Source organism: Pseudonocardia hispaniensis, from assembly GCF_042658695.1.
GTDB classification, from domain to species: Bacteria; Actinomycetota; Actinomycetes; order Mycobacteriales; family Pseudonocardiaceae; genus Pseudonocardia; species Pseudonocardia hispaniensis.
Map to the genome: position 1 here is coordinate 227,359 of NZ_JBHSQW010000035.1, position 14,043 is coordinate 241,401.

General features: G+C 70.1%; 11 protein-coding genes. 7 read left to right on the plus strand and 4 right to left on the minus strand.

All coding sequences use genetic code 11. The annotated features are described in order from the left end of the window. Positions 1-74: 74 nt before the first annotated feature. The 4 genes from yidC to rpmH are packed head-to-tail and all read right to left on the minus strand — an operon-like array spanning position 75 to position 1,972. Positions 75-1,154 carry a membrane protein insertase YidC gene (gene yidC, locus ACFQE5_RS18095; protein ID WP_379586600.1) on the minus strand — a complete coding sequence of 360 codons (1,080 nt, stop codon included), beginning with the start codon at positions 1,152-1,154 and terminating at the stop codon, positions 75-77. Then, entirely contained in the window at positions 1,148-1,459 is a 312-nt protein-coding gene (gene yidD / locus ACFQE5_RS18100) for a membrane protein insertion efficiency factor YidD (protein ID WP_379586602.1), read from the minus strand. Before yidD ends, yidC begins: the two co-directional genes overlap by 7 nt. Continuing rightward, positions 1,456-1,815: a ribonuclease P protein component gene (gene rnpA, locus ACFQE5_RS18105; RefSeq protein ID WP_379586604.1), complete on the minus strand. Its 360-nt coding sequence runs from the start codon at positions 1,813-1,815 to the stop codon at positions 1,456-1,458. Before rnpA ends, yidD begins: the two co-directional genes overlap by 4 nt. Positions 1,816-1,828: 13 nt before the next feature. After that, positions 1,829-1,972 carry a 50S ribosomal protein L34 gene (rpmH, locus tag ACFQE5_RS18110; protein ID WP_379586606.1) on the minus strand — a complete coding sequence of 48 codons (144 nt, stop codon included), beginning with the start codon at positions 1,970-1,972 and terminating at the stop codon, positions 1,829-1,831. Positions 1,973-2,428: 456 nt separating this feature from the next. On the opposite strand from rpmH, the gene dnaA reads away from it, so the two are divergent. The 7 genes from dnaA to ACFQE5_RS18145 all read left to right on the plus strand — a co-directional run bounded on the left by dnaA (position 2,429) and on the right by ACFQE5_RS18145 (position 14,027). Further along, positions 2,429-4,000: a chromosomal replication initiator protein DnaA gene (dnaA, locus tag ACFQE5_RS18115; RefSeq protein ID WP_449301281.1), complete on the plus strand. Its 1,572-nt coding sequence runs from the start codon at positions 2,429-2,431 to the stop codon at positions 3,998-4,000. A gap of 755 nt (positions 4,001-4,755) precedes the next feature. Beyond that, positions 4,756-5,943, plus strand: a complete 1,188-nt coding sequence (gene dnaN, locus ACFQE5_RS18120; protein WP_379586610.1) for a DNA polymerase III subunit beta — start codon at positions 4,756-4,758, stop codon at positions 5,941-5,943. Positions 5,944-6,076: 133 nt separating this feature from the next. Next, positions 6,077-7,219, plus strand: a complete 1,143-nt coding sequence (recF, locus tag ACFQE5_RS18125) for a DNA replication/repair protein RecF (RefSeq protein WP_379586612.1) — start codon at positions 6,077-6,079, stop codon at positions 7,217-7,219. A gap of 175 nt (positions 7,220-7,394) precedes the next feature. Next, positions 7,395-7,952 carry a DciA family protein gene (locus ACFQE5_RS18130; protein WP_379586613.1) on the plus strand — a complete coding sequence of 186 codons (558 nt, stop codon included), beginning with the start codon at positions 7,395-7,397 and terminating at the stop codon, positions 7,950-7,952. A 332-nt stretch (positions 7,953-8,284) separates the two neighbouring features. Next, the gene (gyrB, locus tag ACFQE5_RS18135; protein ID WP_379586614.1) at positions 8,285-10,267 is read left to right on the plus strand and encodes a DNA topoisomerase (ATP-hydrolyzing) subunit B; all 1,983 of its coding nucleotides are present in this window, start codon (positions 8,285-8,287) and stop codon (positions 10,265-10,267) included. Between the two features lie 130 nt (positions 10,268-10,397). Then, on the plus strand, positions 10,398-12,893 hold the full coding sequence (gene gyrA / locus ACFQE5_RS18140) for a DNA gyrase subunit A (protein WP_379586616.1): 2,496 nt from the start codon (positions 10,398-10,400) through the stop codon (positions 12,891-12,893). A gap of 51 nt (positions 12,894-12,944) precedes the next feature. Continuing rightward, positions 12,945-14,027 carry a DUF3566 domain-containing protein gene (locus tag ACFQE5_RS18145; RefSeq protein WP_379586617.1) on the plus strand — a complete coding sequence of 361 codons (1,083 nt, stop codon included), beginning with the start codon at positions 12,945-12,947 and terminating at the stop codon, positions 14,025-14,027. The last annotated feature ends 16 nt before the right edge of the window (positions 14,028-14,043 follow it).

A 14,043-nucleotide genomic window follows, 5' to 3' on the forward strand; every position in this document is an offset into this window, starting at 1 on the left:
GCGCCGGTGGCGCGGCGAAACCGCACCACCGACGCGCCGCGACCGGTCCCCGCAATGGCCGGTCCAGGCTCGGGTCAACGGCGCTTGCGCCCCTTGCGAACGGCCGGCGGGCGGGGCGTGCCGCCTGCCGCGCGGCCGTTGCGGCCGGAGGTGCCGGTTGCTCCACCACCCGCCGGCTTCACGCTGTTCGACCTGCGCGTCACGGGCTTCGCACCAGGCTTCTTCGCCGGGGGAGCCGCCGCCTCGTCGTCGGTTTCGACATCGGCCGTCGAGTCCTCGGCCTCGGCCCGCCGACGCTCGGTGGCGTCCCGGTTCGGCTTCTGGCCGGGACGCGGGGCACGCGCCTGACGGATCGCGGTGGCCTCCTCGCGCTTGGCGCTCTCCTCCGCGTCGATCTTCCGGTAGACCACGTACTGCTGTCCCAGCGTCCACAGGTTGTTCGCAACCCAGTACAGGAGCACGGCCAGCGGCAGGAACGGCGCTCCCACCACGACGCCCACCGGGAAGATGTACAGCATCAGCTTGTTCATGATGGCGGCCTGCGGATTCGCCGCCTGCGCCTCGGTCTGGCGCGCCACGGAGTGCCGTGCGGTGATGTGGGTGAAGATCCCCGCCGCGATCATCAGTGGGATCATCACGATCAGCATCTGCGGGATCGAGGTACCGAGCCGGGCGAGCTCATCGGACCCCTGCGTCACCCAGGCGCCGAGTTTCGCGCCGAACAGACTCGACTCGTTGAAACTCTCGACCTCGGACGCCCCGAACATGTAGTTCTCGGTCTTGCCGGGTTTGAACTCGCGAAGCACATGGAACAGGCCGATGAACACCGGAACCTGAACGAGCACCGGCAGACAGCCGCCGAGGGGGTTGACCCCGTGCTCACGCTGCAACTTCTGCATCTCGGCAGCCATCCGCTGCCGGTCGTTCCCGTACTTCTTCTTGAGCTTCTGGATCTCCGGCTGGAACTCCTGCATCTTCCGCATCGAGCGGACCTGATGGACGAACGGCTTGTACAGCAGCGCCCGCAGGGTGAAGACCAGGAAGACCACCGACAAGGCCCAGGCGATCCCGCTCGCCTCGCCGAACACGTACCCGAAGGCCTTGTGCCAGAACCACATGATCGCCGAGACCGGGTAGTAGATGAAGTTCAGCACGGGGCTTGCTCCTTGTGGTTCTCGCCGTGGTTCTCGGCCGAGGACGAATCGTCATCGCGGCGGGGCGGTACCGGATCGATACCGCCAGGGTGCCACGGCGCACAGCGGGCGAGTCGCCAGAGGGTCAGCCCCGTGCCACGGATTACCCCGTGCACCTGAAGCGCCTCGATGGCATATGCGCTGCACGTCGGGTAGAAGCGGCACGTCGGGGGGAGTGCCGGAGATATCCAGCGCTGGTAGCCGTGCAGCAGAACGATCAACAACCGGCTGACCGGCGAGGGGCGACGGGGCCTGGCCGCATTCACCGGGGACTCCCGGCGGACTGGAGCCGGCGCAGCGCGAGCCGCAGGGCGCTGTCGAGGTCCTCGCCCAGTTCGGCGGCGCAGGAGTGCGCGGCGGGAGGCAACGCTCGCACGACAAGCCGCGCGCCCGGAGGCAACGCGCCGAGTCGGGACATGACCAGATGCCGGAGTCGGCGCGTGACCCGGTGGCGGGTCACCGCATTCCCGACGGCTCGGCTGACGACGAACCCGGCCCGTGGCGGGTCCGAACCCGTCACATCAAGGTGCACGACCAGCCGGGGCCGCCCGGCGCGCCGCCCGCGGCGCATCGTCGAGGTGAACTCGTCCCGACGGGTCAGCCGGGCGCGCGCCGGCAACACGCCCGCGGCCAGGTCAGGCCGAGAGCCTCTCGCGCCCCTTGCGGCGGCGCGCGGCGAGAATGGCCCGCCCGGCCCGGGTGCGCATCCGCAGCCGGAAACCGTGCGTACGCGCCCGACGGCGGTTGTTCGGCTGAAATGTGCGCTTGCCCTTGCTCACGGTCGCTCTCCCGGTCGACGGCGACGGACGGGGCCGGCCGTCGGTAGCTGTGTGATAGGTCTGGTCGTGTCCCGGGCCCGGGCTCGCGGCACGCGGAACGTGCCGGTCGGCGGACGCGGCGGAGGCCAGGGTACGCAGCCGGATCAGAGGGGGTCAAACCGACCCAGGCCGCCATCAGCCTGACGGGCCTTGCCTCGAGCCGCCGCCTTGTGGCAAAGCGCGGCGGTTGTTACCTTGCCACTTCCACGTTCGATCCGGGGGGATCGACACGCACCCGCTTCGACATCGCGCGCTGGGCCCGCGCGGCGCCCCGCCGCTGAGCCATGCGTACCGTCTGCGCACAGGTGTGGATAAGTCTGGGGATCGATGGGCCTTGCGCCCCCGCCCGGCGGCGGGCGAGGCAGCACGGCAGCGAGAGCGGAGGGGAGCGGACCGGTGGCCGACCAGCCAGCGGATCTGGGACAGGTCTGGAACCGGGTCATCGCGGACCTGTCCGGCTCCTCGGCGGAGTCCGGCAGCCCGACCCTGTCGGCCCAGCAGCGGGCATTCCTGCGCCTGACCCGGCCGCTCGGCCTGCTCGACGGCACCGCGCTGCTCGCGGCGCCGAGCGAGTTCGCCAAGGACGCCATCGAGCGGATCCTGCGCAGGCCGATCAGCGACGCGCTCGGCCGGCACCTCGGTGTCGCCATCAACCTGGCGGTCGTCGTCGACGCTTCGGCCGCCTCCGGCGGCACCGACGTCCCGGACCCGCCCGAGCGGGTCGCGCCGCCCCGGGTCCCGCCGGCCGCCGATATCCACCCCGCCTACGCTCACCCGGCGCCGGCCGAGCTCGGCGCCGTCGATCCGATGCCGTTCCCGCAGCGCCAGGAGGAGGGCGCCGCCGCGGCCGCGGAGAACGGGAGCCCGCCGGCTCCCGGCGCCGACCGTCGGCCCCACGACGGGTGGCCCGCGTACTCCCCCCCACCGCCCGGCGACCAGGTCACGCCGCGCTCCCACACCAGGCTGAACGAGAAGTACACCTTCGACACCTTCGTCATCGGGGCATCGAACCGCTTCAGCCACGCCGCCGCGGTCGCCGTCGCCGAGGCACCCGCGCGGGCGTACAACCCTCTGTTCATCTGGGGTGACTCCGGGCTCGGCAAGACCCACCTGCTGCACGCCGTCGGGCACTACACGCAGCGGCTGTTCCCGGGGATGCGGGTGCGCTACGTGTCCACCGAGGAGTTCACGAACGACTTCATCAACTCGCTGCGCGACGATCGGAAGGTGGCGTTCCAGCGCCGCTACCGCGACATCGACGTGCTGCTGGTCGACGACATCCAGTTCCTCGAGGGCAAGGAAGGAACCCAGGAGGAGTTCTTCCATACCTTCAATACCCTGCACAACGCGAACAAGCAGATCGTCGTCTCCTCCGACCGGCCGCCGAAGCGGCTGGAGACCCTGGAGGACCGCATGCGCACGCGGTTCGAATGGGGCCTCATCACCGACATCCAGCCACCTGAACTCGAGACGCGCATCGCGATCCTGCGCAAGAAGGCGGCGCAGGATCGGCTGGCTGTCCCCGGTGACGTGCTGGAGTTCATCGCCGAGCGCATCGAGCGCAACATCCGGGAGTTGGAGGGCGCGTTGATCCGGGTCACCGCGTTCGCCTCGCTGAACCGGCAGCCCGTCGACACCCAGCTCGCCGAGATCGTGCTGCGCGATCTCATCCCGGACTCCGCCGCGTCGGAGATCACCGCGCCGACGATCATGGCGGTCACCGCCGAGTTCTTCGACGTGACGATGGACGAGCTGTGCGGGCCGGGAAAGACGAAGGCGCTCGCCCAGGCCCGGCAGATCGCCATGTACCTGTGCCGCGAGCTCACCGATCTGTCGTTGCCGCGAATCGGGCAGACCTTCGGCGGTCGCGACCACACCACCGTCATGCACGCCGACAAGAAGATCCGCAACGAGATCTCGCTTCGCCGCAAGACCTTCGAGCAGGTACAGGAGCTCACCGCGCGGATCAAGCAGCGCTCCCGGTACTGAGGAGGCCGGCGGCGCCGACCCCGGCAGGGCCCATGCGCCGAGAGGTCACCCACCGCTGGACGGCTGCGCCTCGACCGCTCGGCGCGCGCCGTCCCCGGCCCGGACTCGTGGCTCGGGGCGTGCCGCGCCGAGGCTCCGCACACTCCGTCCCCGCAGGAGTTTCGCGGGGAGCATCCGTGGGTGCGGTCCTGCGCTCTGCGGTCGCCGCAGTCGGTTGACCGGTCGCGCTCCGTGGAGGTCCGACCACAGTTCACCCACATCTGTGGACAACGTTGTGGATTGTTGGCGCCCGGCCCGTGGATGGTTGTGGTCCGGCCCGTGGACAACCCCGCCCTCAGCCGGGGATGAATCGGGGGACAGCGGTGGACCGAGACCTTCCATCCACCGCTGGGCGGATCTGCCCACGGCCGGTCCCCGTCCCCCATCCACAATCCGACACACCGACTGAGCTGCACTGATGCCGCTCATCCACACTACACACAGCACCTGCTACTACTACTGGATATCTCTTTCGATGAACTTCTAGGAAAAACAACGTGGTGGATGGTTGAAGTTCTCGCCACGCGGTCGACACACCCGGGTCGACCGGACGAGGCTGTGCCCCGACGTGACACCTGGCGTCGCGAGGCTCTACGGTGAACCGGCCGACCTGGTCCACGCCGGGTACTTCCCCTCCCGGTTCGTGCGGCCGGAAGAAGCACCTGTGTGTCCACGCCATTCGGTTGCAACCAGTGACCGCCGGTGAAAGGTCCGTCATGAAGTTCCGGGTCGAACGCGACGTTCTGGCCGACGCTGCCGCGTGGGTGGCCCGCAGCCTGCCCGCTCGCCCGCCCGTGCCGGTGCTGGGCGGGGTCCTCATCGAGGCTCGCACCGAACCCGGAAGCCAGTCGGGTCCGGACGGCGAGTCACTGACGGTCTCGGGGTTCGACTACGAGACGTCCGCGCGGGTCGAACTCGATGCCGCGGTCGGTGACCCGGGCCGCGTTCTGGTCTCCGGCCGGTTGCTGGCCGACATCACCCGCGCGCTGCCCGCGAAGCCGGTGGACCTGGTCGTCGACGGTGCCCGCGCCACGATCAACTGCGGGAACAGCCGGTTCAGCCTGCCGACGATGCCGGTGGAGGACTACCCGCAGCTGCCGGCGATGCCGCAGCGGGCGGGCTCGGTCCCGGCCGAGGTGTTCGCGTCCGCGGTCAGCCAGGTCGCGGTCGCCGCCGGCCGCGACGACACGCTGCCCATGCTCACCGGCGTCCGGCTGGAGATCGAGGGTCCGCGGCTGACCCTGGCGGCCACGGACCGCTTCCGGCTCGCCGTCCGTGAACTCGACTGGCAGCCCGAGGACCCGGATCTCTCCACCGCAGTCCTGATCCCGGCCCGTACCATCGCCGAGGTCGCCAAGACCCTCGCCGGCTCCGGCACCGTCGAGATCGCCCTGTCGGCGGGGGACGGCATGCTCGGGATGACCGGCGGCGGTCGCCGAGCCACCACCCGGCTGCTCGACGCCGAGTTCCCACGGTTCCGTCAGCTGATCCCGGCGGAGCACACCACCGCCGCCGAGCTGGAGGTCGCCCCGCTCGTCGAGGCGATCAAGCGGGTCTCGCTGGTCGCGGATCGGGTGGCGCAGATCCGGATGGAGTTCGGGGTGGACGGGCTGCGGCTGGCCGCAGGCGGCGACGACGTCGGCAGCGCGGAGGAGGAGCTGCCGTGCATCCTCGACGGGGCGCCGCTGACGATCGCGTTCAACCCGACCTATCTGCTCGACGCGCTCGCCGCCCTGCACACCGACCGGGCACAGGTCACCTTCACCACCCCCAACCGCCCGGCGCTCGTGCGCCCGGTGGCGGCGCCGCCCGCAGAGGAGGCCACCGAGGAGGCGCCCGCACCGGCCGAGGGCGCCTCGGCCGGATACCTGCATCTGCTGATGCCGGTACGCCTGCCGGGCTGATCCGGTGCGTCGATAGCCTCGACGGTGGCAGTGTGGTCGAGGGGGTGGCTCGTGCAGCTGGGATTGATCCGTCGGGGCCGGGCGGGCGCCGGCCGGCCGGTCAGCCCCGACACCGACCGGGGCTGACCACGACGTGTACCTGCGTCGCCTTGAGGTCACGGACTTTCGCTCCTGGGAACGCGCCGAGCTGACGCTCGATCCCGGAGTCACGATCCTGCTCGGGCCGAATGGCGCCGGGAAGACGAATCTCGTCGAGGCGGTCGGTTACCTGGCCACGCTCGGCTCACACCGGGTGGCCACCGACGCGCCGTTGATCCGCCGTGGCACGCCGAGAGCGGTGGTGCGCGGGCTGGTGGTGAACCGGGGCCGGGAGCTGAGCGTCGAGGTGGAGATCACCGCGGGTAAGGCCAATCGGGCCCGGCTCAACCGCGCGCCGGTGACCCGGCCGCGCGACCTGCTGGGCGCGCTGCGCAGCGTGTTGTTCGCACCGGAGGATCTGGCGCTGGTGCGGGGGGACCCCGGTGAGCGCCGCCGGTTCCTCGACGACCTGCTCGTCGCGCGCCATCCCCGGTTCGCCGCGGTCCGCACCGACTACGAGCGGGTGCTCAAGCAGCGCGCCGCCCTGCTCAAGACGGCGCGGGCCGCAGGCGATCTGCGCACCCTCGATGTCTGGGACGGGCATCTGGCGCGCCATGGGGCGGCGTTGCTGGCCGGCCGGCTCGAGTTGGTCGCGGGTTTGGCGCCCCTCGCGGCACAGGCGTTCGCCGACGTCGCGCCGAGCTCGGATCCGGTGATGGTGCGCTACCGCCCGAGCGTGGATGGCGAGCTGGACCCCGACGAGCGGCAGCTGGAGAACGCGCTCGGCGAGGCGCTGCTGCGGGTGCGACGCCAGGAGGTCGAGCGCGGGGTCTGTCTGGTAGGGCCGCACCGCGACGACCTTGACCTGCGCCTCGGTGCGGGTCCGGCCAAGGGTTATGCCAGTCATGGGGAGTCGTGGGCGTTGGCCCTGGCCCTGCGGCTGGCGTCCTACCGGTTGCTCCAGCTCGACGACGTCGAACCGGTGCTCATCCTCGATGACGTGTTCGCCGAGCTCGACACCCGTCGCCGCCGTGCGCTGGCGGCGGTCGCCGCGCATGCCGAGCAGGTGATCATCACGGCGGCCGTTGCGGAGGATGTTCCGGCCGACCTGGCCGGGGTCCGCCTTGCGGTGAACGGTGGCACTGTGGAGCGCATGGAGGATGAGACGGCACATGCCGAACAGTCGAACGCCTCCTGACGAGGGAGGAAACAACAGAAGCGTCGGCCCCCGAATGATCTCGGCTCCTGTGGACAAGTCTGTGGATACTGTGGATAACTCGACCTCGGCTGGTGATGACCGGCCGTGTGAACCGCCTGACGACGGTGGGAGACCGCCGATCCTGGATGCGGAGACCCCATTCATCCCCAGCTCTGTGGATAAGGTGTGGCCGACCGCTCACCGTGGGCCCGCGGCCAACCCCGCTGCTGCTCCGCGCGGTGCCGACCTCGCGCGGGAGGCCCTCCGGGCCGCCCGCGCCGCGGCCGCCGGGCGCGCGGCCGGGTCCGGTGGGCGCACGCACTCGGTGACCGGCCGCGGTCGCCGTCGCCGGCGGTGGTCCGGCCCGGGGCCGGACGACCGCGACCCGCAGCCGTTCGGCCGGTTGGTCTCCCGGGTGGCGATGGACCGCGGCTGGTCGCCGCGGCTGACCGATGCGACCGTGCTCGGTCGCTGGCCGCAGCTCGTCGGCCCCGACATCGCCGACCACTGCACCCCGATCTCACTTCGGGACGCCGAACTCACCCTGCAGGCGGAATCGACGGCGTGGGCCACCCAACTGCGCACCCTGCAACGCCAGCTGCTGGCGCGGCTGGCTGCCGCCGTGGGGCCGGACATCGTGCGCCGGATCCGGGTGGTCGGACCGGCCGGCCCGAGCTGGCGTCGTGGGCCACGCCACATCCGCGGCCGCGGCCCCCGCGACACCTACGGCTGAACGGGAGGATTCCCGCCGGGGTACGGCCCGATGCGGCATGTCCGGGGTGGGGTCCCGTCGGGCCTGCCCGGCGCAGGGGCGGCGCAATCAGCGCGACATGACAGCGCGCCAGGGGGGCGATACCCCCGTCTCGGCCTCGGGACTCGCCTGAGTCCTCGTTCGCCGTCCTGTGACCTTTCTAGAGCTGTCCTTGATGGGGTTCTGTCGGTGTGGGTCAGTAGAATCGAGTGTGTGTTCCGGGTGGGCCCCGACCCATCTGGGTGAGTGCCGGTGTCGCTCGCGCATTCCCGCGCGGGTGGAGTGGCTTGTCGGACGAGGAGATTCGAACGCCCGTGGTTGCGGAGAAGAAGAACGCCTACAGCGCGTCGTCGATCACTGTGCTCGAAGGCCTGGAGGCGGTCCGCAAGCGCCCCGGCATGTACATCGGGTCCACGGGCGAACGAGGTCTGCATCACCTGATCTGGGAGGTCGTCGACAACGCGGTCGACGAGGCGATGGCCGGATACGCCAGCACGGTCGAGGTGACCCTGCAGGACGACGGCGGGGTCCGGGTCCGCGACGACGGACGTGGCATCCCGGTCGACATGCACCCGGTGGAGCGGGTGCCCGCGGTCGAGCTCGTGCTCACCCGACTGCATGCAGGCGGGAAGTTCGACGACAAGTCCTACGCCGTGTCCGGCGGTCTGCACGGGGTCGGCGTCTCGGTGGTCAACGCCCTGTCGGTCGCCCTCGACGTCGAGATCCACCAGGGCGGCACGGTCTGGCGCCAGCACTACGACCGGTCCCGCCCGGGGCCGCTGCGCCGGGGCGAGAACACGGCGCGCAGCGGCACCTCCATCGTCTTCTGGGCCGACCCGGACATCTTCGAGACCACCTCCTACAACCTCGAGACGATCTCCCGGCGGCTGCAGGAGATGGCGTTCCTCAACAAAGGGCTCACGATCGTGCTGCGCGACGAGCGCAACGGCGACAGCGACGCCCAGGCCGAACCGGACGCCGAGGGCTATGTCGCGAAGATCAAGGAGACGGCCTTCCACTACCCGGGTGGTCTCGAAGACTTCGTCGCGCACCTCAACCGCAGCAAGGACCCGATCCACCGCAAGCTCGTGTCGTTCCACGCGGCCACCGAGAACCACCAGGTCGAGGTGGCGATGCAGTGGAACTCGAGCTACACCGAGTCGGTCTACACGTTCGCGAACACGATCAACACCCACGAGGGCGGTACCCATGAGGAGGGCTTCCGCGCGGCGCTGACCAGCACGGTCAACCGCTATGCGCGGGACAAGAAGCTCCTGAAGGACAAGGACCCGGCACTGTCCGGCGACGACATCCGGGAGGGCCTGGCCGCGATCGTCTCGGTCAAGGTCAAGGAGCCGCAGTTCGAGGGCCAGACCAAGACCAAGCTCGGCAACACCGAGGTCAAGTCGTTCGTGCAGCGGGTCAGCAACGAGTGGCTGGCCGACTGGCTCGAGCGCAACCCCACCGAGGCGAAGACGATCGTCAACAAGGCGGTGTCCTCGGCGCAGGCGCGGATCGCCGCACGCAAGGCCCGCGAACTGGTCCGGCGCAAGAGTGCGGGGGATATCGGCGGGCTGCCGGGCAAGCTGGCCGACTGCCGCTCCACCGACCCGAGCCGTTCGGAGCTCTACATCGTGGAGGGCGACTCGGCGGGCGGCTCGGCGAAGTCCGGGCGCGACTCGATGTTCCAGGCGATCCTGCCGATCCGCGGCAAGATCATCAACGTCGAGAAGGCGCGGATCGACCGCGTCCTCAAGAACACCGAGGTCCAGGCGATCATCACCGCGCTGGGCACCGGCATCCACGACGAGTTCGACATCACCAAACTGCGGTACCACAAGCTCGTCCTGATGGCCGACGCCGACGTCGACGGCCAGCACATCCGCACCCTCCTGCTCACCCTGCTGTTCCGGTTCATGCGCCCGCTGATCGAGCAGGGTCACGTCTTCCTCGCGCAGCCACCGCTCTACAAGATCAAATGGAGTGGGCGGGGGGCCGAGCCGGAGTTCGCCTACTCCGACCGCGAGCGTGACGGGCTGATCGAGGCCGGTCGCGCCGCGGGCAAGAAGCTACCCAAGGACGAAGGCGTGCAGCGGTACAAGGGCCTGGGCGAGATGAACGCCAAGGAGCTGTGGGAGACCACGATGGACCCGGCTCACCGGGTGCTCCTGCAGGTCACGCTGGACGACGCGGCCACCGCCGACGAGCTGTTCTCCATCCTCATGGGCGAGGACGTGGAGTCGCGCCGGTCGTTCATCACCCGCAACGCCAAGGACGTGCGGTTCCTGGACGTCTAGCCGGAATGCCGATCCGCAAGGACGTCCCGGCCACACGAACACGAGAAGGATTTCATGACCCAGCCTGTGAGGTCGTCGTTCACCGCAGGTCCGCCGGCCCCGGCGGCGACGAGCGCGGTGAGGAGCTGACGTGACCGACACCCTGGACCCCAGCGTCCCGCCGCCCCCCGGCGGGGGAGACCGGATCGAACCGGTCGACATCCAGCAGGAGATGCAGCGCTCCTACATCGACTACGCGATGAGCGTGATCGTCGGGAGGGCGCTGCCCCTGGTCGAGGACGGGCTCAAGCCGGTGCACCGGCGCGTCCTGTACTCGATGGGGGAGAACGGGTTCCGGCCCGACCGCTCCTACGTCAAATGCGCCCGCGTCGTCGGTGAGGTGATGGGCAACTATCACCCGCACGGGGACACGTCGATCTACGACGCGCTCGTCCGGCTGGCTCAGCCGTGGTCGATGCGGTATCCGCTGATCGACGGCCAGGGCAACTTCGGCTCCCGCGGCAACGACCCGGCTGCGGCCATGAGGTACACCGAATGCCGGCTCTCGCCGCTGGCGATGGCGATGCTGCAGGACATCGAGGAAGACACCGTCGACCTCCTCGACAACTACGACGGCAAGACCCAGGAGCCGGTGGTCCTGCCCTCGCGCGTGCCGAACCTGCTGATCAACGGCAGCGCCGGGATCGCGGTCGGGATGGCGACGAACATCCCGCCGCACAACCTGCGCGAGGTCGGGGCCGGCGTGACCTGGGCGCTGGAACACCCCGAGGCCTCCGAGGCCGAGCTGCTCGATGCGTTGATGCAGCTCATCAAGGGCCCGGACTTCCCGACCGCGGGTCTGATCGTCGGCCGGGACGGGATCGAGCAGGCCTACCGCACCGGCCGCGGCTCGGTGAAGATGCGCGCGGTGGTCGAGGTGGAGCAGGACACCAAGGGCCGTAGCACGCTGGTCGTCACCGAGCTGCCCTACCAGGTCAACCCGGACAACCTCATCGAATCGATCGCCGGGATGATCCGGGACGGCAAGTTGTCCGGGATCTCCGAGATCAACGACGAGTCCTCCGACCGGGTCGGCCTGCGCATCGTGTTCACGCTCAAGCGCGACGCGGTGGCCAAGATCGTCCTCAACAACCTGTACAAGCACACCCAGCTGCAGTACAGCTTCGGCGTCAACATGCTGGCGATCGTCGACGGTGTGCCGCGGACGCTGCGGCTCGACCAGGTCGTGCGCAACTACGTGCGCCATCAGATCGAGGTCATCATCCGGCGCACCCGCCACCGCCTCGGCAAGGCGCAGGAGCGAGCCCACATCCTGCGCGGCCTGGTCAAGGCGCTCGACGCGCTCGACGAGGTCATCGCGCTGATCCGGGCATCGGAGACCGTCGACGTCGCGCGCCAGGGGCTGATCGACCTGCTCGACATCGACGAGGAGCAGGCGCAGGCGATCCTGGACATGCAGCTGCGCAGGCTCGCCGCCCTGGAACGTCAGAAGATCATCGAAGAGCTCGCCGAGATCGAGGAACGCATTCGCGATCTGCAGGACATCCTGGACCGGCCCGAACGGCAGCGTCAGATCGTCCGCGACGAGCTGGCCGAGATCGTCGAGGCCCACGGCGATGACCGCCGGACCCAGCTGGTTCCCGACGACGGTGAGGTCACCAACGAGGACCTCATCGCCGTCGAGGACGTCGTCGTCACGATCACCCAGACCGGGTATGCGAAGCGCACCAAGACCGACCTGTATCGGGCGCAGAAGCGTGGCGGCAAGGGTGTGCAGGGGGCGACGCTGAAGCAGGACGACATCGTCGCCCACTTCTTCGTCTGCTCCACCCACGACTGGCTCCTGTTCTTCACCAACAAGGGCCGGGTGTACCGGCTCAAGGCCTACGAGCTGCCGGAGGCCAACCGCAGCGCACGCGGGCAGCATCTGGCGAACCTGCTCGCGCTGAAGCCCGACGAGCACATCGCGCAGGTCATGCAGATCTCCGACTACGACGCGGCGCCGTACCTGGTGCTGGCCACGCGGACGGGTCTGGTGAAGAAGTCGAAACTGACCGACTTCGACTCGGCCCGGACCGGCGGCCTGATCGGCATCAACCTGCGCGGCGACGACGAGCTGGTCGGCGCGGTGCTCTGCTCGGCCGAGGACGACCTGCTGCTCGTCTCGGCGGAGGGCCAGTCGATCCGGTTCACCGCGACCGACGAGGCGCTGCGCCCGATGGGGCGCGCAACCTCCGGTGTGCTGGGGATGCGGTTCAACGACGGTGACCAGCTGCTGTCCATCGGTGTCGTTCAGCCCGACACGTTCGTGCTGGTCGCCACCGCCGGTGGGTACGCGAAACGGACCCCGATCGAGGACTACCCGGTCCAGGGCCGCGGCGGGAAGGGCGTGCTGACCCTTCAGTACGACCGTCGGCGTGGCACGCTGGTCGGTGCACTCATCGTCTCCGTGGACGACGAGCTGTACGCGATCACCTCGACCGGAGGGGTGATCCGGACATCGGCCCGCGAAGTGCGCAAGGCCGGTCGGCAGACGAAGGGGGTCCGGCTGATGAACCTCAGCGAGGGAGCCACGCTGCTGGCGGTCGCGCGCAATGCCGAGGACGATGCGGACGACCAGAGTTGATCAGCTCTCTGAGCTGAGCAACGCGCCGAGCATCGAGGAGATCTCGCCCTCGTGAGCGATAAGCAGAGCAGCGACGAGGAGCCCAACGGCGGGCGGCTGGCAACGGGGGCTCAGCCCGCCAGTGACGGCGGCAAGGCCGAGACCAGCGGTCCCCCGGAGGGCAGGGCGGCCGAGGGACAGGCGCGGGCGCCCGAGCCGCCGAAGCCGACCGAGGCCAAGGCTCCCGCCTCGGCGGCTGCGTCGGCCAAGGGGTCCGGTGCGGCGTCGCCTGTGCAGGATGCGGCTCCTGGCTCGGCCGCCGAGCCGTCGCCCGGTACCGGTTCCACCAGCAGCCGCTCCGATGGTGCCGGACCTGCCTCGACCGCGGCTGCGGGGCGTTCCGATGGTGCTGGGCCGGGCCCGACGCGCTCGGCCGATTCGGCCGACGGGCCGCGGCCCGCCCCGGCCCCGCAGCCGGCCGGCGCCGCCGACGCGGTGGACCGCGCCGGTGGCGACGCGAAGCCGGCTTCGTCCGCCGGTCCGGCCGCCGAGGCCCCCCCACCGTGGCGGCGGGTACCGGGTGAGGAGATCAGCGAGCCCGCGCCGCCGGCACCGTCCGCGCATCCCGCGCCGGTGGCAGGCGGGTTGTTCGATGCGCCGACGGCGTTCATCGACCGGCCCACCGAGGTGCTGGCCGCCCCTGACCAGGCGGGTGGCGCGGGGGGTGCGCACGACGGTTCCGGTGCCGAGACCAACGGCAGCGCGCCGACGGTGCGGGTGACCCGCGGCCGCCCGCCCCGGCAGGCCGCGTTACAGCTCAAGCGCCTCGACCCGTGGTCGGTGCTCAAGCTGGCTGCGGTCCTGGCCGTGGTGCTGTTCTTCATCTGGCTGGTCGCGGTCGGTGTGCTGTACGGCATCCTCGGTGGGATGGGCGTGTGGGACCGCCTCAACGGCACCTACGCCGATCTGGTGTCCGGGGAGACCCATAGCGGTAGCACTCTGATCAGCGCCGGCCCGGTTCTCGGTTTCGCCGCGGTGGTCGGTGCGATCAACAGCCTGCTGTTCGCCGTCGCGCTGACGATCGGGGCGTTCATCTACAACGTGTCGGCCGATCTCGTCGGAGGTATCGAGGTCACGCTCTCGGAGCGAGACTGACCATGCTGTCCGCCCC

Excerpts from the sequence above, each read along its gene's own strand:
- dnaN (WP_379586610.1), top strand. The coding sequence starts at position 4,756 with ATGAAGTTCCGGGTCGAACGCGACGTTCTGGCCGACGCTGCCGCGTGG.